A 25,980-nucleotide genomic window follows, 5' to 3' on the forward strand; every position below is an offset into this window, starting at 1 on the left:
CTTCCCGGGCGGCTGCGGTAGCCGCGGGGTTCCTAGCGTGGAAACAGGTGATCGTCGCGGGGCCGGGAGGCGTCATGTCGGGCGGGAATGCGGTGCTGGGCGTGGGAATCCTGGTCACGGCGTTGGCGGTGTCCGCCTGTGCGGGGGCATCGGCACCGCCGGGACCGAGCGCGTCGGCTCCGACGTCGATGACCTCTTCGGCGTCGCCGTCGGAGTCCGGGCAGCCGGCCACGGAATCCAACCCACCGGGTGACATCCCGGACAACCAGGCCTTTGTCGCGTTCACCCCGCCGGGTGCGGCGTTCTCGGTGAAGATCCCGGAAGGCTGGGCGTCGTCCACCGCGGGCGCCACGACGACGTTCACCGACAAGCTGAACCAGGTCCAGGTCAGCACGGCCGCCACCGCGACCGCACCGACCGCCGCCTCGGTCACGGCGACCGACATCCCGGCGTGGCGCGGGCAGGTGCCGCGCTTCGCCCTCGGTCAGGTGTCCACCGTGACCCGCCAGGCGGGTCCCGCGGTCCTGGTCACCTACCAAGGTGACTCGCCGCCGAACCCGGTCACCGGCAAGGTCGTCCGGGACGCCTTCGAGCACTACGTCTTCTTCCACGCCGGCACCCGGGTCGACCTGACGTTGTCCGGGCCGGAGAACGCCGACAACGTCGACCCGTGGCGCACGGTCACCGACTCCCTGCGGTGGCAGTGATGACGGCGGAACCCGCCCCGGCGCTGGAGGCCCGCGACCTGTACCGGTTCTTCCGGACGGGAGACGACGAGACGCTCGCGTTGCGCGGCGTGTCGCTGACCGTCGAACGGGGCGAGACGGTGGCCGTGGTCGGCCCGTCCGGTTCGGGAAAGTCGACCCTCCTGGCCTGTCTGGCCGGGCTGGACGAACCGGCGGGAGGCACCGTCCGGGTCGGCGGCCAGCGCGTGACCCATCGCCGCGAGGCCGATCGCGCGCGCGTCCGGGCCGGCCGCATCGGTGTGCTGCTCCAGAGCCGGAACCTCATCCCGCACCTCGACGTGACCACGAACATCCGGCTGGCCCGCCGCGCCGCCGGCCGTGGGCGCGTCCGGGCAGGCGAACTGCTCGAGCAGGTCGGCCTCACCGGCCGAGGCCGGGCCGTGCCCGCGCAGCTCTCGGGCGGCGAGCTCGCGCGAGCCGGCTTGGCGGTGGCGCTGGTCAACGACCCGGACGTCATCCTGGCCGACGAACCGACCGGGGAGCTCGACGGGGCGACCGAGCACCAGGTCCTGTCCCTGCTGCGGGAACACACCGGCCGGGGCGCCGGGCTGCTCGTGGTGACCCACAGCGCCGAGGTGGTGCGGATCGCCGACCGCGTGGTGCTCCTGCGGGACGGGGCGGTGGCCGGATGACCGAGATCATGGTGGCCTGCGACGACGTGTCGCGCACCTACGGCACCGGCCCGGCGGCCGTCGTCGCGGTGCACGGCACCACCTGCACCGTGCCGGCCGGGGCGCGGATCGCCGTGGCGGGGCCGTCCGGGTCGGGCAAGTCCACCCTGCTGCACCTGATGGCGGCCCTGGAACGGCCGACGCGGGGGAAGGTCACGTGGCCGGGGCTGCCGATGACCGCCGGCACCCGCGCGCACCTGATCGGGGTGGTCTTCCAGAGCCCCAGCCTGGTGCCGACCCTGGACGTCGCGGAGAACACCGGCCTCCCGCTCGTCATCGCGGGCGTCGACCGGTCCGAAGTTGCGCGACGGGTGGCCGAGGCCCTGGAACTGGTGGACGTGGCGGAGCTGGCCGCGAAACTCCCCGAGGAGATCTCCGGCGGCCAGGCGCAGCGGGTGGCCGTCGCCCGGGTGCTCGCCCGGCGTCCGCGCCTGGTCCTGGCCGACGAGCCCACCGGCCAGCTCGACCACGCGGCGGGTCGCCGTCTGCTCGACGCACTCCTCGCCGCGACGGATCACCTCGAGGCGGCACTCGTCGTCACCACCCACGACAATGCGGTCGCCGATCGGCTCGACACGCACTGGACGATGCGCGAGGGCAGACTGCTCACCGCCGTGGTGCAGCCATGACAGTGCGCTGGCTGGCCGGGCTGCTGCGGCACCGGACCGGCCGGGTGCTCGCCACCGCCGCGGGCATCGCGCTCGGGGTGGCGCTGATCGCGGCACTGGGGACGTTCCTCACCGCGTCGCAGGCGACGATGACCGCGCGGGCACTGCGCTCGGTCGCCGTCGACTGGCAGGTGGAGGTGCAGCCCGGCGGAGACGCCGAGGCCGTGCTGCGGCAGCTGCGCGCCACGCCCGGAGCCGGTGTGGTCGAACGCGTCCACATCGCGCGGACCCCCGGTTTCCGAGCCTCCGGCGACGGCACCACCCAGACCACGGGCCCCGGCGTCGTCCTCGGTGTCCCGGCGGGCTACGCGACGGCGTTCCCCGACGAGATCCGGCACCTGGCCGGCGCACCCACCGGCGTGCTCATCGCCCAGCAGACCGCGTCGAACCTGCACGTACGCCCCGGTGACCAGGTCGGCGTCGGGCGCGCTGGGGCAGGCCCCTTGGCCGTCACCGTCGCCGGCGTCGTCGACCTGCCCCAAGCCGACTCCCTGTTCCAGAAGGTCGGAGCAGCCGCCCAGGCGCAGCCCGCGGCGCCTCCGGACAACGTGCTGCTGGTGCCGGAGGCGGTGTTCCCGGAGCTGGGTGGCCAGCCCGGGACGACCCAGTTCCACGTCCGGCTCACCACCCCGTGGCCCGGCGATCCGGCGGCGGCGTACCAGTCGGCGGTCGCCGCCGCGCACAACTTCGAGGCCCGGACCGCCGGCGCGGCACTGGTCGGCGACAACGTGGCCGCGGCGCTGGACGCCGCCCGCGGGGACGCCGCCTATGCGCAGATGCTCTTCCTGTTCCTCGGGTTGCCCGGGGTGGTGCTGTCCGCACTGCTGACCGCGGCGCTGGTCGGCTCCGGCGCCGAACGCCGCCGTGCCGAACAGGCGCTGCTCCGCACTCGCGGCTACGCCCCGGCAGCAGTGGTGCGGCTCGCGGTCGCCGAAGCTGTTCTCGTCGGTGTCCTCGGCGGTGCCGCCGGACTCGGCATCGCCGCCGCGGCCGGCCGCCTCGCGTTCGGGCCTTCGCCGGCCGGTGCCGATATCGGGGCGACGGTGGTGTGGTTCGCCGTCGCGTTCGCCGCGGGCTTGCTGATCACCACCCTGGCGGTCCTCGTGCCCGCGGTCGTGGACCTGCGCGGCCGCAGCGTCGCCCAGGTCCGGCAGACCGTCGGGAAGCCGCGAACCCCGTGGTGGCTCAAAGCCGGGGCCGACTTCCTGCTCATCGGCGGGGCGCTGGTCGTCTTCTGGGCGTCGAGCGGCAACGACTACGCGTTGGTGCTGGCCCCGGAGGGCGTGCCGTCGATTTCCGTGTCGTACTGGGCTTTCCTCGGACCTGCGCTGCTCTGGCTCGGTGCCGCCGTGCTGTTGTGGCGCCTGGTGACCCTGGCCCTCGCCCACGGGCGTCGCCCGCTCGAACGGCTACTGCGGCCCGTCGCCGGCCACCTCGCCGGCCCGGGCGCGGCGAGCCTGTCCCGCCGGCGCCGGACCCTCGCCCGAGCCATCGTCCTGCTCGCGCTGGCCTTGTCCTTCGCCGCGTCGACCGCGGTGTTCAACAGGACCTACGAGCAGCAGGCCGAGGCCGACGCCCAGCTGACCAACGGCGCCGACGTCACCGTCACCGAATCGCCGGGCACGCAAGTCGGACCGGCCGCCGCCACGCAGCTGCAGACCGTACCCGGGGTCCGCGGTGTCGAGCCGCTCCAGCACCGGTTCGCCTACGTCGGCGCCGACCTGCAGGACCTCTACGGCGTGCGCCCGGACAGCATCACCCGGGCCACCGCGCTGCAGGACGCCTACTTCCAGGGCGGCACGGCGGCGGAGCTGATGGCCGTGCTCACCCGGCAGCCCGACGCGATCCTGGTCAGCGCCGAAACCGTCAAGGACTTCCAGCTCGTCCCGGGCGACCTGGTCAACCTCCGGGTGCAGGACAACCGCACCAAGGAGCTGAGGACCGTGCCGTTCCACTACGCCGGGGTCGTCAAGGAGTTCCCCACCGCGCCCAAGGACAGCTTCTTCGTCGCCAACGCCGGCTACCTCTCCCGGACGACCGGTTCCGACGCCGTGGGCGCGTTCCTCGTCGATACCGGCGGGACCGGTCAGGCCGAGGTCGCTGCCGCGCTGCGGACCCGGCTGGGGGCCGGCGCGACCGTCACCGACCTCACGCAGACCCGCGCGCAGGTCGGTTCCAGCCTCACGTCGGTCAACCTGCACGGTCTGACCCGGCTCGAGCTGACCTTCGCCGTCCTGCTGGCCGCCGGTGCCGGCGGCATCGTCCTGGCCGTCGGGCTGGCCGAACGGCGACGCACCCTGGCGATCATGGCCGTGCTCGGCGCGACCCGGCGGCAGCTGCGTGGGCTCGTGCTCGGCGAAGGACTCCTGCTCGGCGCTTGCGGTCTGCTCGGCGGCGCCGTCATCGCCTGGGGCCTGGCCCGGATGCTCGTGACCGTGCTGACCGGTGTCTTCGACCCGCCTCCATCGGCCATCGCCGTCCCCTGGACCTACCTCGCGGCCACCGCCGCGGCCGTCGTCGCCGCCCTGGCGGCCGCCGCGGTGCTCAGCGCCCGAGCGTCGACCCGCCCGGCGGTGGAGGAGCTGCGGGACCTGTGACCAGCCACGGTGTACCGGGCCGGTCGTGGCCGCACTGGCTACGATCCGGCCCATGAGCATGCAGCGTGCTGCCGACGCCGTCGAGGTCCTCCTGATCGAGGACGACCCGGCCATCGGTGGCCACCTCCGCACCGGGCTGCTCGCCAACGGCTACGAGGTGCACTGGTGCCGGACCGGGGAAGGCGGACTCGCCCAGGCGCGGCAAAGCGCACCCGACGTCGTCCTGCTCGACCTCGGCCTCCCGGACACCGACGGCGTCGACGTGGCCCGGACCCTGCGTGGCGCGGACCCGGACGTCGTGATCATCATCCTCACCGCCCGGGCCGACGAGATCGACATCATCGTGGGCCTCGACGCCGGCGCCGACGACTACCTGGTCAAACCGGTCACCGTCACCGTGCTGCTGGCCCGCCTGCGGGCCCACTTGCGCCGCCGCCCCGCCGCGTCCGCCGGCACCGCGCCGGTCCGTCTCGGCGACCTCGTGCTCGATGTCGACGCGCGGCGATGCCTGCTGGGCGTACACGAGATCTCCCTGCGTCCCAAGGAGTTCGACCTGCTCGCCGCACTGGCTCGCCGGCCGGGCATCGCGGTCAGCCGCGAAGACCTCATGGCGGAAGTCTGGGACGAGCACTGGTTCGGGCCGACCAAGACCCTGGATGTCACCATGGCCGCTCTGCGCCGGCGGCTCGCCGAGAGGACGGGCGCGACAGTGCCGGTGATCACGACGCTGCGCGGGCACGGCTACCGGCTCGAAGCGCCGCTCTGAATCCGGTTCAGCGGCCAAACCCCTCGTCCTCGTCGGGGAAAATTCCCTGAGCGTCCGTGGCGGGGTCCTGCGCGGATTCGAGGTTCTGGTGCAGGTCGGTGGCCGAGTCCAGCACCGTCTGGGCGGACCAGCCCGTGACGCCCAGGACCAGCGTGGCGCTGAGCAAGGCGGCGGGGAGGCGGCGGGCGGGTGCGGTCAGCAGGGCGCTGACCCGCCGTGGCACCGGGCCGCCGGTCGCCGCGAGGGCGAAGCCGGGTTCGGCCCGTCCGGCGAGCGCGGCTTTGGCCACGGCCTTGGCCACCACCGTGCGGTCGCCGATGTGCTGTGCGGCGGCTTCGTCGGCCCAGCGTTCGAGGGCGAACCTCGCTGCCGAGCAAAGTGGGCGCAGCAGCGGATTGAGCGTCGCGGCGAGGGTGATCGCGATGAGGAAGCGGTGATGGCGCAGGCGGAGATGGGCGCGTTCGTGAGCCAGCAGGGCGTCCCGTTCGGCCGGGCCGAGGGCGTCGAGCATGCCGCTGGAGATGGCGATCCGGCCGCCGCGGCCCGGTGCGGAGAACGCGACCGGTTCCCGGCCGCGTAGAACGATGACGCCTGCCGCAGAGTTGTGTTCGTCGAGTTCCCTGGTCAGCGCGCAGCTCCATCGCGCGTACCGCACGGCCGTGCGCGTGAACGCCATGCCGAGAGCGGTCAGCAGAAGCCCGCAGCCGATCGCCAGGGGGACGTTGACCGGTTTCAGGGCTTGGGGTGACCAATGACCGGCCTGGGCGATGGCCGGTACGAGCGTCAAACCGGCGAACGCCTGCAAGGTCAGTGCGGCGGTGCCGGCGGCGGCGAGCACCAGGCATCCGGTGGTCAGCAGCCAGCTCGCGGCACGCGGGGGCAGCCGGGGGGTGACGATGCGCGCCAGGGGCCAGGCCGCGAGCGGCAGCAGCAGGGGTACCCAGAAGTCGGGGTCCATGCGGTCAGCCTTCGTTCTGCCGCAACAGCTCGCGGAGCAGGTGTTCGTCCGATTCGGACAGGTTTGAGACGAAGCGGGCGAGCACGCTGTCGCGGTCGGGTTCGCCGTCGAGCACTTTGGTCATCCGCCGCGCGGCCAGCCCCGGTTCGTCGTCGACGGCGCGGTACCGGAAGGACCGGCCCAGTTTCTCCCGCTCGGCGACGCCCTTTTCGTGGAGCCGGGACAGGATGGTCACCACGGTGGTGTAGGCCAGGCCGGCGCCGAGCCGCTCCCGCACATCGGCCGGTGCCAGGGGGCCGTCGGCTTTCCACAGCACGGCCAGCACCTGCGCCTCGAGCTCGCCTGGTGCACGCCGGGCACCGTCGTCTCGCCGCATCCGCATACTACCAATCTACCTGCCTGTCGAAGACTGGCCGTCACACCGGGCCGGGTCGACCCGGCCCCGATCATCTACACTGAAGTAGAAGTTCTACGACGTTGTCAATCGAGCAGGAAGGTGGGGCGGTGGACGGCGGAGCCATCGACGGCGGCTGGTACCTGGACGTGCTCGGGTTCGCCCGCGCGACCCCGTGGCTGCACGGGTTCTTCCAAGTCTTCACCAACGCCGGCCTGGTGCTGCTCGCGCTGGTCGTCGCGGTGGCGTGGTGGCGCGCACGTCGCCAGGACGCCGGCCGGATGGCGGCCGTGCTCTGGGTGCCCATCGCCGTCGGCTTGGCCTACGGCCTGAGCAACCTCGTCAAGGTCCTCGTCGAGGAGCCGCGGCCCTGCATCCGCTATCCGGCCGTGCCGACCGTGGCCACCTGCGACTTCGCGACGGACTACTCGTTCCCCAGCAATCACGTGACGATCGCCGTGTCCGCGGCCGTCGCCCTGTTCCTCGTCGGCCGCCGAGCCGGGCTCGCCGCGCTCGCGGTGGCGGTGCTGATCGGATTTTCCCGCGTGTACCTCGGCGCGCACTACGTCCACGACGTCCTGGCCGGAGCGCTGCTCGGCGCGGCCGTGGCGCTGATCGGCCTGCTGCTGCGTGCGCCGCTGACGGCCCTCGTCAGCCGCCTTCGGTCGGGCAGATACCGGCCGCTGGTCGGGGCGGCCGTGCCTGAGGGTAAACGGGTTCTGGGATGACGTTAACCCGCGGATAACTTCACTGCTGGTAACTACGGGGTACTGGCTTGCCATTGCTACTACGTTGGTGTAGAAACGGAGTGGCCAGCGGCTTCTGAACGCCGCCGGCCTCGGCTCTGGCCGACTTCTCGGGCGAGAATTTCTATGTCCATTGTGGATTATGGGCTCTCGAACCCGCCTTCTTGCAACGGATTCGCGTCGGATTCGCCCGCCAGATTGGTGCAAACGCTGCTGGCGGGGCATCTTTCTGCTCCTGTTGTGATCGCGTGTGCGAACTTTGCTTGCCGGGCATGATGAATTCCTCTGAACCGCTTGAGTCGTGCAGCCGTGTCCCAGGGTGAGGTGGCGACCAGAGAGGAGGGGCACATGCCCCGCTTGCGTAGTTCCGGACGACACCGCAAACAGGCGACGATCGGACTCGCCGCCCTGTTGGGAGTTGCGGGAGTCACCGCAACGGTGCTCGCGTTGAGCAGTCCGGACGGCAACGCCGCCACGGCCCAGACGGCGAACTGTCAGGGCCTCGAGACGGCGTTACAGAACAATTTGACCTTCATCGCGGGTCAGAAGGCGAACCCGGACGCACAGTCCGCCGCGAGGATCACCAACCGGCAGGCGGTGGCGGATCTGATCCAGCAGCGGCGCGCGGCCGCCGGGTGCGTGGCGAAGGCTGCTGCGGCGGGCAAGGCAGCCGCAGCGGCCGCAGCGGCTGTGAACTGTGCGGACAACGGAGCAGCAGCCGCTGTCGACCAAACCGCGACGGCCGACCCGAACGCCGCGGCCCAGGGCATGGCCAACCAGCAGGGCATGGCCGCGACCAACGGTGCGGCCGACGGCGGCAATGGCATGGCGAGCCAGAACGGCATGGCCGCTGATCAGAACGGTGCAGCCGCCGACAGCAACAACGCCGCCGCCAACGCCGCCGATTGCGCCGCCATCGCGGCCTGCCAGGCGAACGCCGCTGCCGCTGATCCGAATGCGGGGGCCAACGGGATGGCCGCCGACCAGAACGGGATGGCGAGCCAGAACGGCATGGCGAACAACAACGGGATGGCGAGCCAGAACGGCATGGCCGCTGATCAGAGCGGTGCGGCCGCCGACAACAACGTAGTCAACGCCGCCGACTGCGCTGCTATCGCGGCGTGCCAGGCGAGCGCCGCCGCCGCTGACCCGAATGCGGGGGCCAACGGGATGGCCGCCGACCAGAACGGCATGGCGAACCAGAACGGCATGGCGAACCAGAACGGCATGGCGAACCAGAACGGCATGGCGAACCAGAACGGCATGGCGAACCAGAACGGCATGGCCGACCAGAACGGCATGGCGGCCAAGGACAAGAAAGCCACCAAGGACGCCGGTAAGAACAAGAAGGACGTCGCGAAGGACAAGAAGGACGCGGCCAAGGACAGCGCCGCGTCCGCGGACCCGAACGCGGCAGCCGGTGGAGCGGCTGCCGACGCCAGTTGCGCCACGGCGGCCAATGACGGTCTGGAACAGGCGGCGAGCACCGCAGACCAGTCCGGCGCCGCGGCCGCGGGTGATGTCGTCTGCAAGGGCTCGACCGTGACGCTGTCCGGAGAGGCGGGTGCGCCCGCCGCGTCCAGCAACCAGTTCCCGGTCGGCACCATGCTGAAGGTCACCAACCTGGACAACGCCAAGTCCATCACCGTGCCGGTGACCGCGAAGTCCGGCAGCTGCGCGCTGCTGAACAATGCGGCGTTCGCGAAGATTCACCAGCCCGGCAAGCAGCTCATTCGCAAGGCGAAGATCGAGAAGGTCGGCTGACGGCGCTGACCGCGGGCAAAATCCTCCGGTGTCTCGGGGATGCCGGTGATACCGCCGCGGATGACGGGTTCAGGGCCGACCTGTCATCCGCGGCGGCGGGCTCAGCGTTCGATGGGGAGCGGGGATCGGGTGAGGAGGCTGGCGCCGAGCATCGCGATGAGGGGCACGACGACGAGTGCGGCGGCCATGTTGAGCCAGGGCAAGATGATCGGGAGTGGTTGCTGGACCGGCCATGCGTCGGCAGCGGCCTGGTTCAGGGTGATCAGTACTTCGATTGCCGTGCCGAGGCCGGCCAGGGTGCCGAGGATGGAGCCGAGCCCGGCGATCACGCCGGCCTGGCTGAGCGACAGTGCCCGGCGCATGCGGGGCGAGGCGCCGAGGGCAGCGAGGGTGGCCAGGTCCGCGCGTCCGTCGGCGGCGCCGAGGCCGGTAGCCAGTGCGGCAACACCGTCATCGAGCACTTGCCTCCTCGGCCGGATCCTGCGCGGGCAGTGGAGTGGGCAGCGGGGCGGGGGAGTGGCGCACCAGGGTGGCCGCACAGTGGTCCAGCCGGCGGACCTCGGTTTCCGCCTGGAACAACATCGAATCCAGCACGAGCTGCCACGCCAGGTCCCGCGGGCCGGTGTCTTGCGTCTTGAGCCGGGTCAGCTCCTGCAGGGCCGCCATCGTCGCGCGCCGCTGGACCTGCAGCACCGCTTGGACGTCGACGCCGGGCGTGGTCAGCGCGAGGGGAGCTTGACCGCCGGCTCGTCCCGGGGACGTTCCCGGCGCTCCGCCGGCGTGGTGAACCATCCGGCCACTTCGGCGCGGCCGGCGTCGGTGATCTCGTACGGGCGCTGGCCACCGTCCTCCTCGGGCAGCGCCCGCACCAGCTTCACGAACATGGATACCGAGTATGCATACCGGGCATGGTTGCGGCAGAAGGGGCAGGATGAGATACCCGCAGTTCGACGAGGATGTTCGCGCGTCGGTGCGCACTGCCCAGGACCGTGCTCGTGTGCTGGCTCATCTCTGGATCGGGTGTGAGCACTTGCTCTACGCGATCGCGCACTCTCCGACGCCGGTGGGCGAGCCGGCCCGGGCGCACGGTGTGACGCCGGATGGTGTCGCGGCGCAGACGGCGCGGTTGTCGAACGGGCCGCGCAGGGTGGGCGACGGCTTGGACGCCGAGGCGCTCGCCGCGATCGGCATCGACCCGCCGGCGGTACGGGACGCCGTCGGGGCCGGCCTGGGGCCGGCGCCGGTCGCCCGGCCGCGGACCTGGCGCCGGCGGCGGGTGCGGCTGCCGGGGCATCTGCCGGTCACGTGCCGGGCGCGGTCGTGCCTGGACCTCGCTGGCAAGGACGCCGAGCGGGGTGGGACGCGGGTCGCGGAGTACCACGTCGGCGTGGCGGTGGTGGCCGCGGACGGCGGGCTGGTGCCGCCGATCCTGGCCGCGCTGGGTGTCTCGCGGCCACAGCTGAGCACCGCGATCCTCGCCCGCGCGCCGATGACCACGCGGCGCCTGCTGTGGGGGATGCTCGGGGTGGCGTCGGTGTTGTGGGTGGGGAGCTGGCGGATCATCTACCTCGAGGTGACGCGGTGGCACCACATGGACTCCCGCCTGCGGTTCACCACGCCATCGCCCGGCCTGCCCGTGATCACGCTCCGGGTCGTCGCGGGCCTGGCGCCCCTGGCAGTCCTGGCGGCGCCAGTGTTGCTGGTGAGAAGATCGCGCGCGCGTCGGCGATGAGCAGATTCGCATCCGGCCTCGCATGCAGGTTCGGCGCGGCGGCGGCCTCGAGATCGGTTCGTGCCGCCGCCCAGGAATTCAGGCGACCACGATTCGCGTGGTGCATGACCGCGGGTGCGGATCTCAGCACCTCGCCCAAGGCCACCTCCAAGCGGGGCGGCGGCCGCAACCGGGAATGCTGAGCCCCGGCCCGCCCAAACCCGCGGGAGGTTCTCGATGGCCTCCGCGGACCCGACCGCCGCGTAGCGGAAGATTGCGTCAACGTTCTCCACTGCCGCGCTTCACGGACGCATCGCTGCGATCGGGGAGCGCTACGCCGGTAATCGAGCAGTCGGCTTGCTGACTCGCAGTCAGCGAGTGAGTGTCCCCGCTGCCGCCCGAACACCGGGATGGCGCGCGGGGCGCTCACTACGGAGAAGGTGGGCTTTCGGCGCCGAAACCTTGCGCCGCGCTCTCGGGTGGATGACTATCGCGGGACGTTCTGCACGTGCAAGCGCACGGGCGAGGAGGTGTGGTGACCGAGGTGGTGCCGGCGGTGGCCGGGACGGCGGACGTCCCGAGCGATGCGGCCTTGATCCAGGCGGTGCGCGGCGGCGACATCGCCGCGTACGGCGAGCTCTACGACCGGCACCTCGTCGCGGCCCGCCGGGTGGCCGCCGCGATCGCCGCGGACCGGGCCGAGCGGGAAGACCTCATCGCCGAAGGCTTCACCCGCGTGCTGCGGATCCTGCGCTCGGGCGAGGGGCCCGACGAGGATTTCCGGCCCTACCTGCTGACCACCATCCGGAACACGATGATCAGCTGGCGTCGGCGCGACTCGGCCGTCTCCCTGGTCGCCGAGGTGCCGGACGTCCTGCCGGGCGAAGGCAGCGACGAGCCGGTCGGCAGCCGGATGCACGCCACCGTCGCCGCCGACGCGTTCGCGAGCCTGCCCGGGCGGTGGCGGACCGTGCTGTGGCGGACCGAGATCGAGGGCGAGACGCCGGCCCGGATCGCGCTGGACCTCGGGATGACGCCGAACGGGGTCGCCGCGCTGGCCTACCGTGCCCGTGAGGGTCTGCGGCAGGCCTACCTGGACCAGCACGTTCCCGCCGCCCGCCGGCGCACCTGCCGGATCGTCTCCGGCCAGCTGGCCCGGTGGGTGCGCGACGGCCTCGGGAACCACAAGGCGCACCGGATCACGGCCCACCTTGACCGCTGCGCGGACTGCAGGAAGCTGGCCGACGGGCTCAAGGAGCTCAACACGGAGCTGCCCGCCACCGTCGCCCCGCTCATCCTGGGCGTCCCGGTCGTGGCGCACTGGCTGACCACCGGCGGAACCGTCGCCTCCTCCGGTATCGCCGCCGGCACGGGCGCGTCCGCCCTGTCGTGGGCGACGGCGGCGAAGGTGGCCGCCGCGAGCGCGGCGCTGGTCACGACGGTGACCATCGGCGCGGGCACGTCCGACACAGCGCCACCGTCCCCGGCGACCGGGGCTGACGGGTCGAGCACCCAGCCGGTGAGAACACGTCCCTCGACGCGCGCGGCGTCGGGCGATGACCAGGGGCAGCCTGCCGGTCCCGCCGCCCGGCTTACCTCGGTGCCGGCCGCCCCGCCGTCGGCGGAGACGGCCGCCGGCGAGCAGCCCGAAGCGACCGGGGACGGCGCGACGGCTACGAAAGACAAACAGGCCAAGCAGGCGGCGAAAGAGTCGAAGCAAGCCGCGAAAGAGTCGAAGCAGGCGGCGAAAGAGGAGAAAAAGGCAGCTAAGACGAAATCCTCGAAGCCGGAGAAGACCAAGGAGCCCAAGCAATGACGCGGTCCCGCGGCTCGGCCGGATTCTCTGCGCACGCGTCCGCGAAACTCAGCTCACCCTGCAGGAACCCGGCTCAACACGATCATGCAGGAGGTGACCAGGTGGGCGGCGAACAGCCGCCGCGGTACTCGTGGCCGGGCTCGGTCTACGCCGGATCACGGGTCATCCGGGCCGGACCAGTCCCACTTCGTAGGCCAGCACGACCGCTTGGACGCGGTCGCGGAGCTGGAGCTTGTTCAGGATTCGGCCGACGTGGGTTTTGACGGTGCCTTCGGCCAGCACGAGTTCTTCGGCGATCTCGGCGTTGGACAGGCCGCCGGCGACTTTGGTCAGCACTTGCAGCTCGCGTTCGGTCAGCCGGTCGAGACCGCGTTCGGTCTCCGGTCCGGCGGTGCCGCCCTGGGGGACGGCCGGGTCGGGCAGGTGGGCGGCCATCGCGTCGAGGAGCCGGCGGGTGACGCTCGGCGCGACCACCGCGTCGCCCGCGGCGACCGCGCGGATCGCCGTCAGCAGGTCTTCCGGCGGCACGTTCTTGAGGAGGAACCCGCTGGCCCCCGCCTTGAGGCCGGGAAAGGCGTACTCGTCGATGTCGAACGTGGTGAGGATGAGTACGCGCGACCGGCTGTGGGACTGCACGATCCGGCGGGTCGCCTCGATTCCGTCGATGCCCGGCATCCGGACGTCCATCAGCACCACATCGGGGTCGAGCTCGGCGGTGCGGGCGAGGGCGGCCTCGCCGTCCGCAGCTTCGCCCACCACGCTCAGATCCGGCTGAGAGTCCAGAACGAGCCGGAAACCGAGCCGCAGCAGGGGTTCGTCGTCGACGAGCAGAATCCTGATCACGCCGTCACCTCGGCAGCGGTGTGGCCGGCGCCGATCCGCGCGGCGACCCGCCAGCCGCCGCCGGGACAGGGGCCCGCTTCGACATCGCCGCCGAACACCGCGACCCGTTCGCGCATGCCCGTCAGCCCGTGTCCGGTCGGGCGCGCGCCGGGTTCCGGCCGGACCCCGGCGCCGTCGTCGGTCACCTCCAGGGAGACGAATGGCTCGTCGTAGGTGATCCGCAGCCGCGCTTCCGATGGTTCTTTCGCGTGCTTGAGAACGTTCGTCAGGGCCTCTTGGGTCACCCGGTACACCGCGAGCCCAGCCGTCGGCGAGAGCGGGAACGGCTTTCCGGTCACGGTCCACGTCGTCGGTAGCCCGGCTCGCCGCACCTGCTCCACCAGCTCTTCGACCTGCGCGATACCCGGTTGCGGGGCTCGCGGGCTCTCGTCGCCGTTGCTGCGCAGCACTCCCAGCAGGCGGTGCATTTCCTCCAGCGCCTGCCGCCCGGTCGTTCCCACGAGCCGGGCCGCGGTTTCCGCGCCCGCGGCGCCCGTGCGGGCGGCGAAGGCCGCTCCGTCCGCCAATGCCACCATCACCGACAGGTTGTGCGCGACGATGTCGTGCATCTCCCGCGCGATCATGGCCCGCTCCCGCGCTGCCGCGATCTGCGCCTGCTGGTCGCGGTCGCGTTCGGCGCGGACCGCCCGGTCCTGCAGGAACACCAGGTAGGCCCGGCGCGTGCGGATGTTGACCCCGAGCACGAAGGCCGCGACCACGACCGCGAAGACGAACACGAACCGGGCGACGACCTCGGCGAACTCGTCCCGGCCCCACACCTCGGCCGCGATGAGGACCGTCAGCACGAGCAGGGCGAACTGCGCCTGCCTGCGTCCGGAGTAGGCACCCACGGTGTACACCGCGACCAGCACTCCGACCGACACCGGCGGGAGCTCGGGGCCGAGCGCCCCCGCCAGCAGCGACAGCCCGCTGGCCACGCCGAGCACGGTCAGCGGGAACCTGCGCCGCAGCGCCAGCGTGGCCACCAGCACGACCCCGATACCGACGACGTGGGGCCGCAGCCCCGGTGCCACGCCGCGGTGCACGCCCAATACGGCCAGCGGCAGCAGGCAGCCGGCGAGCAGGACGTCCACCACGATCGGGTGGCGCCCGGCGAGCACGCGCCATCGTTCAGCGCCCGACCAGGCGGCCAGCAGGCCGTGCTCGGACACCGGCCACGCGGAAGCAGGTTCGGTCACGCCGTCATCATCCCTCGCCGAGCCTCAGGCGTCGCGTCGCTTGAGCAGCACGACAGCGGCCAGTACCGCCACGACGACGTAGGCGCAGAAGACGGCGAAGCCGGTCCAAGGCGCGAGCATCGCCGGGTCGGCCCGCACGGCCAACAGCGCCTGCCCGGCGTTGCTCGGCAGGTAGGGCACGATGTGCGGGGCCCAGCTGTCCGGCAGCGCTTCGGCGATCCCCGGCAGCACCAGCAGCAGGCCGAAGAGGGTGGCGATGGCGCCGGCGGTGTGCCGGATCAGCCAGCCGAGCGCGACGCCGAGCAGGCCGACGACCGTCAAGTACAGCCCGACGCCGAACACGGCACGGAACACCCCGGGCGCGGACAACGACGTTTCGATGTGCTGAGAACTCAGGAACGCCTGGCCACCCAGGAACGCCGCGAACGCGGTGACGGTGCCCACGACGAAGCTCACCACCGCGAACATGACGGCCTTCGCCCAGAACACCGGCAGCCGGGTCGGGACCGCCGAGAAGGTCGCCCGGACCATCCCGGTCCCGTACTCGCCGGACACGATCAGCACCCCGAGCACGCCCAGCACCAGCTGTGCCAGGACGTAGCCGCGGATGCTCACGTCGGTCGGGTCGAAGTGCGCCTTGGCCTGCGGGCGCATGACCGGCCACCGGCTCGCGGCCGCGGCGGAGAAGATCCAGCCGAGGGCGACCATCCCGACCACCGTGACACCGACCGCGATCGGCGACGAGCGCAACGAGCGGAACTTCAGCCATTCGGAGCGCAGGACGCGCCCGAAAGTGACCTTCAAGCCGTCCGGCAGCGGCGAGCCGGACGGGGACACGCCTTCGACGGACGTGGGAGTGACGGTGGTGGTCATGACGCGCGCCTTTCCGGTGCGGCTTCGGTGACGCGGTATTCGAGCGCGTCTTCGGTCAGCTCCATGAAGGCTTCTTCGAGAGACGCCTGCACCACGACGAGTTCCTCGAGCGGGATCGAGCGTTCGCAGGCGATGCGGCCGATGTCGGCGCTGCTGCGCCCGGTCACCTCGAGCACACCCGGCTCGGCACTGGTGATCGACACGTCCGGGCCGGCGAGCAGTTCCCGCAGATCCGCCGCTTGCGGCGAGCGGACGCGGACGGACTTGCGGGACGCCTGGCCGATGAACTCCTCGACCGAGGTGTCCGCGATGAGCCGGCCCTTGCCGATCACGATGAGGTGCTCGGCGGTCAGCGCCATCTCGCTGAGCAGGTGCGAGGACACCAGGACCGTGCGGCCCTCGGCCGCGAGATTGTGCAGGAGCCGGCGGATCCACAGGATGCCCTGGGGGTCCAGCCCGTTGACGGGTTCGTCGAGCACCAGGGTCGCCGGGTCGCCGAGCAGCGCGGCGGCCACCCCGAGACGTTGCCCCATGCCGAGGGAGAAGCCGCCGACGCGCTTGCCCGCCACGTCGGTCAGGCCGACCAGGCCGATCACCTCGTCGACGCGGCGCCGGGGAATCCCGGTCGTGAGTGCCAGAGCGAGCAGGTGGTTGTAGGCGGATCGCCCGGTGTGGACGGCCTTCGCCTCCAGCAAGGCGCCGACCTCGTGCAGGGGCGCGGGATGCCGGTCGTACCGCCGGCCGTTGACCGTGACCCGCCCGGACGTCGGCGCGTCCAGCCCCATGATCATCCGGATGGTGGTGGATTTCCCGGCTCCGTTGGGACCCAGGAAACCGGTCACCGCGCCGGGCTTCACGGTGAATGTCAGATCGTCAACGGCGAGCCGTTCACCGTAGCGTTTGGACACTGCCCGTGCCTCGATCATGCTGCCTCGTTCCCGTCGCTTGAGATGGGGCGAAACTAGGCCCGTGGCCGAGGTCCGGTCGACTGCCTCGAAGCCGATTTCGAGCTGCCCCGCGTGGTACTTGCGGCATAGGCACTACGCCGCAAGTACCACGTAGCTGTTCGCGGTTACGCGGCCTGGCTGACCACGGACGGTGCGGGAAGGCCGAGCAGGATCCGGTACTGGGTCTCGAAAGTCGCCAGGGCGTCGGCGATGTCGTGCCGCGCGACGATGGCTCGCGACGCCTCGCCCATGCGGGCTCGCTGATCCGGGCCGGCGGCCAGGTCGGCGATCCACCGCGTGATCGTCGTGATCGCTCCTGGCTCGAACAGGTAACCATTCTCGCCGTGGTGGACCAGGTGGGGCAGGGCGAGCGCGTCGGCGGCGATGACGGGGAGGCCCGCGGCCATGGCCTCCATGGTGGCGAGGCTCTGCAGCTCGGCCGTGCCGGGCATGCAGAAGACGTCGGCCTCGGCGTAGCGCTGCACGAGCTCGGCGTCGGAAACGAACCCGTGGAAGGTCACGCGGCCGGCGACACCCAGCTCGGCGGCGAGTTCCTCGAGCTCGTGCCGGCGGGTGCCGTCTCCGACCAGATCCGCGCGGACGTGCGGCAGCGGGGCGAGGGCTCGCAGAAGCTGGTCGATGTTCTTCTCCGCATCGAGCCTGCCCACGAACAGGACCGACATCGGCCGGTCGACTGGGCGGGCCGGTGCGGCGTAATGAGCGAGGTCGATGCCGCAGGACACGACCTGGGCCGGCCGGTCGAGGCCGATCGCCGCGAGAACCTCGGCCGCTCGCGGGGTCGGCGTGGTGATGATGCATGCGTTGCGGTAGACGCGCAGGAGGTCCTGCCAGGCCCACCGGGCGAGGGCGTCCTTCACCCGCCGGGGGAACGGCGTGTAGCCGAGGAGGTTGTCCGGCATGAAGTGGTTGGTGGCCATGCCGGGAACGTCGCGTTCGGCGGCGGTTTCGAGCAGGGCGCGGCCGACGCCGAAGTGGGCTTGGACGTGGACGACGTCCGGGCGGACGCGGTCCAGGATCTCGCCGACGGCCGTCCGAGCGCTGCCGGGGGTGCAGAACCGGTAGTCGCCGTGGAACGGGATCGCGCGGGAGCGGACCCGGTGGATCGTGTAGCCGTCACGCTGCTCGGTGCGGGCGGGGCCGTCGTCGGAGGGGCAGACGACGTGGACGTCGTGGCCGCGGCCGGCGAGTCCCCGGGCCAGGCGCTCCGCGAAGAACGCCGCGCCGTTGACGTTGGGCGGGAACGTGTCGGCGCCGATCAAGACGCGAAGGCCGTTCGGGTGCACGGAGTTCTCCTCGGATTTCGATGGGGCTTGCGGAACGGCACCGGCGAGCACGCGCACGCCGGCGAGCGCGACGACCGCGGCGAGGGCGGCCGCGGGCCGGGGGACCTCGCCGTAGGCCAGGGCGGCCACGGCGACGGCGGTGAGGGGATCGAGCACGGTCGTCGTGCCGACGACCACAGCGGTGGGTCCCGCGGCGTACGCGCGGTGCAGGAGCACGCCGCCGGCACCGAGCAGCAGCAGGGCTTGACCGCCGAGGAGCGCCGCCGTCGCGAGGGGCTGCGACGCGGCGGCGTGCACGACCGACGAGCCGAGTCCGAAGAGGACGGCCGCCGCGGCGGCGAGTGCGGCGCAGCCGGCCCGGGCGAACCAGGCGAGCGCGGCGACCATGAACCCGGTCATGGCCACCGCTTCGGCCGTGCCCGCGCTGATCGCCGTGGCCGGGGTGGACCAGGCCGCGAGCGTCACGAATCCGGCCACACCGGCCACGACGAGAACGACCGCGGTGAGTACCCGGCGGCCGCGCACGCGGCGTCCGAACACGACCGTCAGGACCAGGCTGAACACCCCGAGTGGCTGGACGACCGGAAGAGGTGCCTGTGCCAGGGCGACGAGGTGCAGCAGGCTGCCGGTGGTGGCCAGCGCGGTGCCCGCCCACCAGCCGGGGGAGCGCAGCAGCCGGGCCAGGGCACGCAGTCCGGGGGCGCCCTCGCTGGCCAGGTTGGTGACTTCGGCGTGCTGCCGGGTGGCGGCCATCGCGAACAACACGGCGGCGAGCAGTGCGCAGGCGACGGCGAATGCGGTCATCGGACGGCCCTCCCGGGTTCGGCCGCCGTCGCGGCGACGGGCCGGGGTTCGGGTGTGCTGCTGACGCTGACGACCCGTCGTAGGGCGGTCGCCACGATGGCGACGATCAGGAATTCGGCCAGCAGGGCGATGCGTTCGAGCAAGCCGGCTGGGAGCCAGCCCACGACCTGGGCCGTGCCGAACGCCGCCGCGGTCGCGACTCCGGCAACCGCCCCGCGCCGGAGCACCGGGGCGACAGTGAGCCACCGGGGTTCGGTTCGCAGCCGGGCGCTCAACGCCCAGGCCGCCAGGGGCAGGCTGGCGAATAACACGCCCCCGCCGACGCGGTGGATCGCGCCGGACACCGTGGGATCCGCGGCGCTGAAGTTGCTGCGGAAGAGCAGGACCACCGCGAGTCCGGCCGCCCAGAGCACGAAGAGGACGGTCGCCAGCGGGCTGCGCGGCAAGGCAGCGAGGTGGGCCGCGGCCACGAGCGCCGCCGCGGCGCTGAGCAGGAGCAGAACAGCCACCGCGAACAGCAGCCGGCCGCCGCGGTGCCAGGCGTAGTCGCTGACCGGGTCCCGCCAGGGGCTGACGTGGCCGGCGAACCCGACGGTCAGGCCCGCGATGATCACTTGCGCGACAGCGGCCATGACCAGCGTCAGCGTCGCCAGCGGCGTGGGCGAAAGCGCGGTCCGTGGAGTCACCTGTCAAACGGTGCTGGCCGGCCATGAGAGTTGGATGAAGATCGCGCGCGGTTTCCCTAAGAAGCGGCCAGCGGGAGCACTAATTCGAACCGCGCGCCGCCGCCGTCGGCAACGGAAGCCGACGCGCGGCCGCCGTGCTGGGTGAGGATCTGCTCGACGATGGCCAGGCCGAGTCCGGAGCCAGGCAGGGGCCGGGCGGCGTCGGCCCGGTAGAACCGTTCGAACACGTGCGGCAGGTCGGCTTCCGGGATGCCCGGCCCGTCGTCGTCGACGCGGACGCGTACCGCACCGGGTTCGACCGCCATCGAGATCCGCACCGAACCGCCGGGTGGCGACCACTTGGCGGCGTTGTCGAGCACGTTCAGCACCGCGCGTTCGAGGGCGGTGGGGCGCACGACGACGTCGGCGTCGGCAAGGTCGGCCTCGAACGCGACGTTCGGCCACCGCGACCGGGTGCGTTCGATGGCCGAGCCGACGACGTCGGCCAGCGCGAGGCGCTCCTCGGCTTCGCTCGGCCGTTCCCCGGTGGACAGCTCGACCAGCTCGCCGACCAGCGCGGTCAGTTCGGTGGCCTGCGTGTCGAGGTCGGCGAGCAGCCGCGACCGGTCTTCGGCCGGCAGCCGGCGCCCGGGATTGGCGTCGGCGTGGATGAGGAGCTCGATGTTGTTGCGCAGGCTCGTCAACGGCGTGCGCAGCTCGTGGCCGGCGTCCTCGACCAGCCGCCGCTGCTCGTCGCGGGAACGGCTCAACGCCGCCAGCATCGCGTTGAACGACGTTGCCAGCCGGCCGATCTCGCCGGACGCGCTGACGTCGATGGCCGCCGACAGCTCCTGGGTGCGGGCGACGTTCTCGGCCGCCGAGGTGAGGTCGTCGACCGGCTGAAGCGCCGACCGGGCGATCGCCCGGCCGACCACGGTGGCGCCGAGCACCCCGGCGGCGGACACCACGAGCAGCCAGAAGCCCAGCCGGGCCAACGCGTCCTCGACGTCTTCGGAATCCTGGGCGACCTGGATCGTGCCCCCGTCGGATCGCGGGGCCGTCCACATGCGGAATCGGCTCCCGTCGCGGTGGACGTTGGCCGCCCGGCTGACGGAGAACGGCGCTTGCGGCGGCGGGGGCGGGAGTTCCGGGAGCGCGCCCGCGATTCCGGTGACCGCGCCGGCGGCCGAGGTGAACTGGACGGTCAGGCCGTTGTTCCGGTCCGGCCCGGGCTTGGTGGTGGAGCGCAGCGTCGAGAGCGCTTCTTCCGGCGAGGGGGCTTTCGCGGCGAGCTGGGCGTAGGACTGCAGCCGGGCGTCGAACTGGTCGTAGAGGTCGGCACGGGTGATGCTCCAGGAGATCGTCGATACCGTCACGACGGCGATCGCCACCGCCGCGGCGACGAGGATGCCGAGCCGGCCGCGCAGGGACAGCGTCTTCCAACGAGGCCGTATCACAGCGGTTCCTCGCGCAGGACGTAGCCGACTCCACGCACGGTGTGCAGCAGCCGCGGCTCGCCCTCGGCCTCCAGCTTGCGGCGCAGATAGCTGACGTAGACGTCGAGCCCGTTGGACGCGGTGCCGAAGTCATAACCCCAGACTTGCTCGAACATCGCGGTGCGGGTCAGCACGATCCGGGGATGACGCAGGAACGTCTCGAGCATGGCGAACTCGGTACGGGTCAAGTGCACGGGCCGCACGCCGCGGAACACCTCCCGCGTCGCCGGGTCCAAGGTGACGTCGGCGAACCGCAGCGCAGCCGGGGCCGGGGGCGCGGACGGCGCGTTGTACTCGGTGCGGCGCAGCAGGGCCCGGACCCGGGCGAGCAGTTCCTGCAGGGCGAAGGGCTTGACCAGGTAGTCGTCGGCCCCCGCGTCGAGGCCGGCGACCCGGTCGGTCACCGCCGTCCGCGCGGTCAGCATCAGGACCGGCACCGTGTTGCCCTCGGCCCGCAGCAGCCGGCACACCTCCAGGCCACCGAGCATCGGCATCTTGACGTCGAGCAGCACGCCGTCGGGGTCCGCGTCACGGATCAGCGCGAGCCCCGCGACTCCGTCACCGGCGACGGAAACGGTGTAGCCCTCGAACCGCAGCGTCCGCGACAGGGAGGCCTGCACAGCCGTCTCGTCGTCGACGATCACCAAGTGCACCGGCGTCCCTTCGCTCACCTAATGATGACACAGGGTAACTGTAGCCGAGGTGGTCGCGAGAGTGCCGAACTCTCATCGAAGATTAACCTTCGCCGGCGCTCCCTCCGGACTTACCCGGCTAGCCTCGGGAGAAGCGGGTTTCCGGAATGAAAGAGGAAATGATGAGCGAAAAAGCGCCCGGCACGACTTTGCCCGAGGGCATCCGCTGCTCGGATGCGGAACGTGAGCAGGTCCGGGCCGCGCTCTACGCGGCGGCAGGCGAAGGCCGGCTGACGATGGACGAAGTCGAAGAACGCCTCGGCCGGCTCGAGCGGCTCCGCTATCGGCACGAACTGGCCGCGGTGATCGCCGACCTGCCCGCGCCGGAGCCGAACGCACCGAGGGGTTGGCAGCAGATCTTGACCGCCGCTCGCACAGCGTTCGCCGCCGATCTCGCTGTGCTGGGCGGCCGGACCCCCGAATCCACACCCGGCCGCCGCCGGCTGCTGATCATCGTCACCGTGCTCGTCGGACTCCTGATCGTCGCCGGCCTGGTCGCCGCCGCCGTCCACGGCTTCGGTACCGACGGGTTCGAAGGACACGGCCCGGACGCCATAGAGCACGGTCACGGTAGCTGAAGCCACTTCGCGAGGACGATGAAATATTTCGGTTTATCCGCCTGGAGACGGATGAACGACGATTTGACGGATTTGCTCTGCGGACTGTCCTCGCGTTATCCGAACCGGAATCGCCGGCGGGCGGGCTCAGCCGCCGCGGGCGGCGGCGGATTCGTCCAGCCGGGCGCTGAAGACCGAGGCGCCGGCGGCTTTCAGGTCCCGCTCGACGTCGCCGGGCAACCGCTGAGACTCGCGCCGCTGCTCATCCGTCCGTGATTCACGGATTTCGCCTTCGACCCTGTGCACAGAGAGCAGGCAGTGGTTCGTGATGCTCCTTCTCGCGGGGCGGGCGGTCGACGCCGTTCGCCGTTCATGCGAACGCGCTCGTCCCGGCTCGACATCGCGTGTGCTTCCGATCTGCGTTCACAGCCCGCGCGCACTTGATCGTGGTGGTTCAGGGCAGCCTCGGGAAGCTCGCGGCAACGAACGCGCGCTGGAGCGCAGCGGCGTCGGTACGATCAGTGTCCGGCCACGATCAGGGTCGGGATGCTTGCCAGGCGGGGGAGTCGATCAAGATCAATCAATGGCTTGGCGCAGCACCGGCAAGAGCTACTGTTCAAAGTCAATTTGGGCGACTATCGGGCAAGTCATGCCGGGCTGGCCAGTCATGAGCAGTGAGGCTATGGTCGGTCGCACGAACACACATCCTGCGTAGGGAGTAACTGTTCAGGCCGTTTCCGGGCGGTGAGCGGGTTTGTGGGATGATCTTGTTGTGGGGGAGGGTGTTCGTCCTTCGTATGACGAGCTGGCCGCGTTGGTCGCAGCGCAGGCAGTCGAGCTCGCGCGTGCGCGGGAAGAAATCACCGCGTTGCGAGCCGAGGTCGCCGCGCTCAAGAGCCGGCTGGGCATAAATTCGGGTAACTCCTCGATGCCCCCATCGTCAGACCGGTTCGCCAAACCTGCCCCCAAGTCGCTGCGGGGCAAATCCGGACGCAAGCAGGGCAAGCAGCGCGGAGCACCTGGGGTGAACCTGTCGCTGGTGGAGAACCCGGACGCGATCGTCGATCATGCCCCGCCGGCGTGCTCGGGGTGCGGCGCGGCCCTGCGCCGCGCCCGCCGTGCGGGGATGATCCGGCGGCAGGTCGTGGACTTGCCGCCGGTGCGTCCGTCGGTGACCGAGCATCGTCTGCACCGGTTGCGGTGCCGTGGTTGCCACCACGTCACGACTGCGCCCGCCCCGGCCGAGGCGACTGCGCCGGCCTGCTACGGGCCGAACGTGACCGCGTTGGCGGTCTATCTGCTGACCTACCAGCACATCCCTGTGGCCAGGACGGCACAGCTGCTGGCGGATCTGCTGGGTTGCCGGTGTCGACCGGCTGGGTCGCCGGTGTCCTCACCCCGGTCGCCACCAACCTCGACGAGTTCGCCGAGCAGGTCGAACAGGCGTTGCGGGCCGCGCCGGTGGCGCACTTCGACGAGACCGGCATCAGAGTCGAAGGCAAGAACTGGTGGCTGCACGTCGCGTGCACCCCACGCCTCACCGCCTATCTGCCCCACACTCAGCGCGGCGGTGAGGCGATGGACGACTTCGGAATCCTCACTCGGTTCCGCGGTGTCGCAGTCCATGACGGACTGATGTCGTATCAGGACTTCGGGCGCAAACACGCCCGCTGCAACGCCCACCACCTCCGGGAGCTGGTCGCGGCCGGCGAAGCCCATCCCGAGCACACCTGGCCCCGGATCGCCATGAAGACTCTCGAAGAGCTCAATACCGCTGCTCACACCGCGCGAGACGCCGGCCTGGCCGCCATCCCGGCCTATATTGTTGATCCGTTGATCTCCAGGTTCGTCCGCGCTGTCCATCTCGGCCTGCTGCTGCACCCACCGGACCGAGGCCGTAAGCAAAGCAAGACCCGCAACCTGCTGGTGCGCCTACGCGACTACCAGCAGCAAGTGCTGCTGTTCGCCCGTGACCTCACCGTCCCGTTCACCAACAACCAAGCCGAACGCGACCTGCGGATGGTCAAGGCGCAGCTGAAGATCTCCGGCGGCTGGCGCACCCCACACGGCGCCCGGGCCTGGTTACGCGTCCGCGGATACATCTCCACCGCCCGCAAAAACGGACTCCACATCATCACCACGCTACGCGACGCCATCACCGGAAATCCCTGGCTGCCGGGACTGTTCCAAGATCGGTGTTTCCGGCCCGACACGCCGGGCTGAGGTCAGGCGAGATGGGCACTGTGAGTGATGACATCGGACCTTGTGAGTCCACGCAAGAGTGAGTCCAAGCCGGCGCGGGAGCTGTCGCCGGAGCAGGCCGCCGCGGCGGCGATGGTGGCCGAGGCCAAGGCCCGCGGGCTGGCGCTGACCGGCCCGGACGGCCTGTTGAAGCTGTTCACCAAGAACGTGCTGGAGACCGCCCTCAACGAGGAAATGACCGAGCACCTCGGGCATGAGAAGAACCAGGCCGACCCGGACCGCGAGTCGACGAACGTGCGCAACGGCACCCGCCCGAAAACGGTGATCTCCGACCTCGCCGGCGAAGTCGACATCAACGTGCCGCGGGACCGGGAGAGCACGTTCGAGCCGCAGATCGTGAAGAAGCGGCAGCGTCGGCTCACCGAAGTGGACGAGATCGTGCTGTCGTTGTATGCGAAGGGAATGACAACCGGGGATATCTCGGCGCATTTCGCCGAGATCTACGGAACCTCGGTCAGCAAGGAAACGATCTCGCGGATCACCGACAAGGTCGTCACCGAAATGAACGACTGGGCCAACCGCCCGCTCGACCCAGTGTACGTGGCCGTGGTCATCGACGCGATCCACGTGAAGGTCCGTGACGGGCAGGTCGCCAATCGGCCCGTCTACGCCGCCATCGGCGTCACCATCGACGGTCACAAGGACGTCCTGGGCCTGTGGATGGGCACCGGCGGCGAGGGCGCGAAGTTCTGGATGAGCGTGCTGATCGACCTGAAGAACCGCGGCATACGGGACGTGTTCTTCCTCGTCTGCGACGGACTCAAAGGCCTGCCCGACGTCGTGACGAACGTGTGACCGCAAACTATTGTTCAGACCTGCATCGTCCATCTGATCCGCAACACCTTCCGGCTCGTGTCTCGCCGGGACTGGGAGGCGGTGAAACGCGACATCAAACCCATCTACACCGCGCCCAGCCCGGACGCCGCAGCGGCAGCTCTCGACGAATTCGAAGAGAAATGGGGGGCGAAGCATGGAGCAGTGATTCGTTTGTGGCGCAACGCTTGGGCTGAGTTCACGCCGTTCCTCGACTACGACGTCGAGATCCGGACGATGATCTGCTCCACGAACGCGATCGAGTCACTGAACGCCCGCTACCGGCGAGCGGTTCGCGCACGCGGGCATTTCCCGACTGAGCAGTCCGCGATGAAGTGCCTGTACCTTGTGACCCGCAGCCTGGACCCCACCGGGACAGGCCGCGCCCGATGGACGATGCGTTGGAAGCCAGTGATCAACGCGTTCGCTATCACGTTCGGTGACCGCTGGCCGGGAGCCGAAACCTACTGATCAACAACGCCGGAAACACCGATCACGGGATAGACCCTGGCTGCCAACGAACACCGAAATGACCTGAACAGTTACCGCAGGGAGTGACTGTTCAGGTCGTTTCTGGGCTGTGAACGGGACTGTGGGATGATCTTGTTGTGGGGGAAGGTGTTCGTCCGTCGTATGATGAGCTGGCCGC

25 protein-coding genes and 2 pseudogenes are annotated in these 25,980 nt (G+C 71.0%); 14 read left to right on the plus strand and 13 right to left on the minus strand.

Features of this window, described 5'->3' with window-relative positions; genetic code table 11:
• The first annotated feature begins 74 nt into the window (after positions 1–74).
• From AB0M30_RS24375 to AB0M30_RS24395, 5 genes are read left to right on the plus strand one after another with little or no spacing between them, the layout of a single operon-like run.
• Entirely contained in the window at positions 75–707 is a 633-nt protein-coding gene (locus AB0M30_RS24375) for a hypothetical protein (RefSeq protein WP_364587499.1), read from the plus strand.
• On the plus strand, positions 707–1,378 hold the full coding sequence (locus AB0M30_RS24380) for an ATP-binding cassette domain-containing protein (RefSeq protein ID WP_364587502.1): 672 nt from the start codon (positions 707–709) through the stop codon (positions 1,376–1,378). Before AB0M30_RS24375 ends, AB0M30_RS24380 begins: the two co-directional genes overlap by 1 nt.
• Entirely contained in the window at positions 1,375–2,046 is a 672-nt protein-coding gene (locus tag AB0M30_RS24385; protein ID WP_364587504.1) for an ABC transporter ATP-binding protein, read from the plus strand. The genes AB0M30_RS24380 and AB0M30_RS24385 overlap by 4 nt, the downstream gene beginning before the upstream one ends.
• Positions 2,043–4,682: an FtsX-like permease family protein gene (locus AB0M30_RS24390; protein WP_364587506.1), complete on the plus strand. Its 2,640-nt coding sequence runs from the start codon at positions 2,043–2,045 to the stop codon at positions 4,680–4,682. Before AB0M30_RS24385 ends, AB0M30_RS24390 begins: the two co-directional genes overlap by 4 nt.
• Positions 4,683–4,734: 52 nt before the next feature.
• Positions 4,735–5,448, plus strand: a complete 714-nt coding sequence (locus tag AB0M30_RS24395; protein ID WP_364587509.1) for a response regulator transcription factor — start codon at positions 4,735–4,737, stop codon at positions 5,446–5,448.
• 7 nt (positions 5,449–5,455) lie between these two features.
• Here the strand turns inward: AB0M30_RS24395 and AB0M30_RS24400 are convergent, their stop codons facing one another.
• Entirely contained in the window at positions 5,456–6,406 is a 951-nt protein-coding gene (locus tag AB0M30_RS24400; protein ID WP_364587512.1) for a M56 family metallopeptidase, read from the minus strand.
• A gap of 4 nt (positions 6,407–6,410) precedes the next feature.
• The gene (locus AB0M30_RS24405; RefSeq protein WP_364587515.1) at positions 6,411–6,788 is read right to left on the minus strand and encodes a BlaI/MecI/CopY family transcriptional regulator; all 378 of its coding nucleotides are present in this window, start codon (positions 6,786–6,788) and stop codon (positions 6,411–6,413) included.
• Positions 6,789–6,910: 122 nt separating this feature from the next.
• Here AB0M30_RS24405 and AB0M30_RS24410 point away from each other — a divergent pair, with 122 nt between their 5' ends.
• Together AB0M30_RS24410 and AB0M30_RS24415 are read left to right on the plus strand one after the other, a co-directional pair.
• A complete protein-coding gene (locus tag AB0M30_RS24410) occupies positions 6,911–7,528 on the plus strand; it encodes a phosphatase PAP2 family protein (RefSeq protein ID WP_364587518.1) in 618 nt (205 codons plus the stop codon).
• Positions 7,529–7,894: 366 nt separating this feature from the next.
• Entirely contained in the window at positions 7,895–9,310 is a 1,416-nt protein-coding gene (locus AB0M30_RS24415) for a hypothetical protein (protein WP_364587521.1), read from the plus strand.
• Between the two features lie 101 nt (positions 9,311–9,411).
• Here AB0M30_RS24415 and AB0M30_RS24420 read toward each other — a convergent pair whose 3' ends face one another.
• The 3 genes from AB0M30_RS24420 to AB0M30_RS24430 are packed head-to-tail and all read right to left on the minus strand — an operon-like array spanning position 9,412 to position 10,194.
• Positions 9,412–9,771, minus strand: coding sequence for an FtsX-like permease family protein (locus tag AB0M30_RS24420; protein ID WP_364587524.1), 360 nt, complete (start codon positions 9,769–9,771; stop codon positions 9,412–9,414).
• Positions 9,761–10,102, minus strand: a complete 342-nt coding sequence (locus AB0M30_RS24425; protein ID WP_364587527.1) for a hypothetical protein — start codon at positions 10,100–10,102, stop codon at positions 9,761–9,763. The genes AB0M30_RS24420 and AB0M30_RS24425 overlap by 11 nt, the downstream gene beginning before the upstream one ends.
• The gene (locus tag AB0M30_RS24430) at positions 10,030–10,194 is read right to left on the minus strand and encodes a hypothetical protein (RefSeq protein WP_364587530.1); all 165 of its coding nucleotides are present in this window, start codon (positions 10,192–10,194) and stop codon (positions 10,030–10,032) included. Before AB0M30_RS24430 ends, AB0M30_RS24425 begins: the two co-directional genes overlap by 73 nt.
• A 47-nt stretch (positions 10,195–10,241) precedes the next feature.
• Here AB0M30_RS24430 and AB0M30_RS24435 point away from each other — a divergent pair, with 47 nt between their 5' ends.
• Together AB0M30_RS24435 and AB0M30_RS24440 are read left to right on the plus strand one after the other, a co-directional pair.
• Positions 10,242–11,042: a Clp protease N-terminal domain-containing protein gene (locus tag AB0M30_RS24435; RefSeq protein WP_364587533.1), complete on the plus strand. Its 801-nt coding sequence runs from the start codon at positions 10,242–10,244 to the stop codon at positions 11,040–11,042.
• A gap of 514 nt (positions 11,043–11,556) precedes the next feature.
• The gene (locus tag AB0M30_RS24440) at positions 11,557–12,837 is read left to right on the plus strand and encodes a sigma-70 family RNA polymerase sigma factor (protein WP_364587536.1); all 1,281 of its coding nucleotides are present in this window, start codon (positions 11,557–11,559) and stop codon (positions 12,835–12,837) included.
• A gap of 162 nt (positions 12,838–12,999) precedes the next feature.
• Here the strand turns inward: AB0M30_RS24440 and AB0M30_RS24445 are convergent, their stop codons facing one another.
• The 8 genes from AB0M30_RS24445 to AB0M30_RS24480 all read right to left on the minus strand — a co-directional run bounded on the left by AB0M30_RS24445 (position 13,000) and on the right by AB0M30_RS24480 (position 21,660).
• Complete coding sequence (locus tag AB0M30_RS24445) at positions 13,000–13,680, minus strand: response regulator transcription factor (protein WP_364587539.1); 681 nt, start codon at positions 13,678–13,680, stop codon at positions 13,000–13,002.
• The gene (locus AB0M30_RS24450) at positions 13,677–14,918 is read right to left on the minus strand and encodes a histidine kinase (protein ID WP_364587542.1); all 1,242 of its coding nucleotides are present in this window, start codon (positions 14,916–14,918) and stop codon (positions 13,677–13,679) included. Before AB0M30_RS24450 ends, AB0M30_RS24445 begins: the two co-directional genes overlap by 4 nt.
• A 24-nt stretch (positions 14,919–14,942) precedes the next feature.
• Positions 14,943–15,791 carry an ABC transporter permease gene (locus tag AB0M30_RS24455; RefSeq protein ID WP_364587545.1) on the minus strand — a complete coding sequence of 283 codons (849 nt, stop codon included), beginning with the start codon at positions 15,789–15,791 and terminating at the stop codon, positions 14,943–14,945.
• Positions 15,788–16,717, minus strand: coding sequence for an ATP-binding cassette domain-containing protein (locus AB0M30_RS24460; protein ID WP_364587548.1), 930 nt, complete (start codon positions 16,715–16,717; stop codon positions 15,788–15,790). The genes AB0M30_RS24455 and AB0M30_RS24460 overlap by 4 nt, the downstream gene beginning before the upstream one ends.
• 146 nt (positions 16,718–16,863) lie before the next feature.
• Positions 16,864–18,846, minus strand: coding sequence for a glycosyltransferase family 4 protein (locus AB0M30_RS24465; protein ID WP_364587551.1), 1,983 nt, complete (start codon positions 18,844–18,846; stop codon positions 16,864–16,866).
• Entirely contained in the window at positions 18,843–19,532 is a 690-nt protein-coding gene (locus tag AB0M30_RS24470; protein ID WP_364587553.1) for a DUF998 domain-containing protein, read from the minus strand. The genes AB0M30_RS24465 and AB0M30_RS24470 overlap by 4 nt, the downstream gene beginning before the upstream one ends.
• A gap of 56 nt (positions 19,533–19,588) precedes the next feature.
• Positions 19,589–20,968, minus strand: a complete 1,380-nt coding sequence (locus tag AB0M30_RS24475; protein ID WP_364587556.1) for a HAMP domain-containing sensor histidine kinase — start codon at positions 20,966–20,968, stop codon at positions 19,589–19,591.
• A complete protein-coding gene (locus tag AB0M30_RS24480; RefSeq protein WP_360271401.1) occupies positions 20,965–21,660 on the minus strand; it encodes a response regulator transcription factor in 696 nt (231 codons plus the stop codon). Before AB0M30_RS24480 ends, AB0M30_RS24475 begins: the two co-directional genes overlap by 4 nt.
• Positions 21,661–21,821: 161 nt before the next feature.
• Here AB0M30_RS24480 and AB0M30_RS24485 point away from each other — a divergent pair, with 161 nt between their 5' ends.
• The 5 genes and pseudogenes from AB0M30_RS24485 to AB0M30_RS24505 all read left to right on the plus strand — a co-directional run bounded on the left by AB0M30_RS24485 (position 21,822) and on the right by AB0M30_RS24505 (position 25,802).
• Entirely contained in the window at positions 21,822–22,277 is a 456-nt protein-coding gene (locus AB0M30_RS24485; RefSeq protein ID WP_364587559.1) for a DUF1707 domain-containing protein, read from the plus strand.
• 51 nt (positions 22,278–22,328) lie between these two features.
• Positions 22,329–22,532 carry a hypothetical protein gene (locus AB0M30_RS24490; protein WP_364587562.1) on the plus strand — a complete coding sequence of 68 codons (204 nt, stop codon included), beginning with the start codon at positions 22,329–22,331 and terminating at the stop codon, positions 22,530–22,532.
• Between the two features lie 496 nt (positions 22,533–23,028).
• Positions 23,029–23,457, plus strand: a pseudogene (locus tag AB0M30_RS24495) (DUF6444 domain-containing protein); the annotation flags it as partial.
• The gene (locus AB0M30_RS24500; RefSeq protein ID WP_364587564.1) at positions 23,457–24,479 is read left to right on the plus strand and encodes an IS66 family transposase; all 1,023 of its coding nucleotides are present in this window, start codon (positions 23,457–23,459) and stop codon (positions 24,477–24,479) included. The pseudogene AB0M30_RS24495 and the gene AB0M30_RS24500, both read left to right, overlap by 1 nt.
• A 42-nt stretch (positions 24,480–24,521) precedes the next feature.
• Positions 24,522–25,802 (plus strand): annotated as a pseudogene (locus AB0M30_RS24505) (IS256 family transposase).
• Positions 25,803–25,980: the final 178 nt, after the last annotated feature.

Origin of the sequence: Amycolatopsis sp. NPDC051716, from assembly GCF_040681595.1 — a bacterium.
Taxonomy (GTDB): domain Bacteria; phylum Actinomycetota; class Actinomycetes; order Mycobacteriales; family Pseudonocardiaceae; genus Amycolatopsis.

Bases quoted from the DNA above. Each gene is read 5' to 3' on its own strand.
- AB0M30_RS24375 (WP_364587499.1), top strand. From the start codon at position 75: ATGTCGGGCGGGAATGCGGTGCTGGGCGTGGGAATCCTGGTCACGGCG.
- AB0M30_RS24380 (WP_364587502.1), top strand. From the start codon at position 707: ATGACGGCGGAACCCGCCCCGGCGCTGGAGGCCCGCGACCTGTACCGG.
- AB0M30_RS24385 (WP_364587504.1), top strand. From the start codon at position 1,375: ATGACCGAGATCATGGTGGCCTGCGACGACGTGTCGCGCACCTACGGC.
- AB0M30_RS24390 (WP_364587506.1), top strand. From the start codon at position 2,043: ATGACAGTGCGCTGGCTGGCCGGGCTGCTGCGGCACCGGACCGGCCGG.
- AB0M30_RS24395 (WP_364587509.1), top strand. From the start codon at position 4,735: ATGAGCATGCAGCGTGCTGCCGACGCCGTCGAGGTCCTCCTGATCGAG.
- AB0M30_RS24400 (WP_364587512.1), bottom strand. From the start codon at position 6,406: ATGGACCCCGACTTCTGGGTACCCCTGCTGCTGCCGCTCGCGGCCTGG.
- AB0M30_RS24405 (WP_364587515.1), bottom strand. From the start codon at position 6,788: ATGCGGATGCGGCGAGACGACGGTGCCCGGCGTGCACCAGGCGAGCTC.
- AB0M30_RS24415 (WP_364587521.1), top strand. From the start codon at position 7,895: ATGCCCCGCTTGCGTAGTTCCGGACGACACCGCAAACAGGCGACGATC.
- AB0M30_RS24425 (WP_364587527.1), bottom strand. From the start codon at position 10,102: ATGGTTCACCACGCCGGCGGAGCGCCGGGAACGTCCCCGGGACGAGCC.
- AB0M30_RS24430 (WP_364587530.1), bottom strand. From the start codon at position 10,194: ATGTTCGTGAAGCTGGTGCGGGCGCTGCCCGAGGAGGACGGTGGCCAG.
- AB0M30_RS24435 (WP_364587533.1), top strand. From the start codon at position 10,242: ATGAGATACCCGCAGTTCGACGAGGATGTTCGCGCGTCGGTGCGCACT.
- AB0M30_RS24455 (WP_364587545.1), bottom strand. From the start codon at position 15,791: ATGACCACCACCGTCACTCCCACGTCCGTCGAAGGCGTGTCCCCGTCC.
- AB0M30_RS24460 (WP_364587548.1), bottom strand. From the start codon at position 16,717: ATGATCGAGGCACGGGCAGTGTCCAAACGCTACGGTGAACGGCTCGCC.
- AB0M30_RS24465 (WP_364587551.1), bottom strand. From the start codon at position 18,846: ATGACCGCATTCGCCGTCGCCTGCGCACTGCTCGCCGCCGTGTTGTTC.
- AB0M30_RS24485 (WP_364587559.1), top strand. From the start codon at position 21,822: ATGAGCGAAAAAGCGCCCGGCACGACTTTGCCCGAGGGCATCCGCTGC.
- AB0M30_RS24490 (WP_364587562.1), top strand. From the start codon at position 22,329: ATGAACGACGATTTGACGGATTTGCTCTGCGGACTGTCCTCGCGTTAT.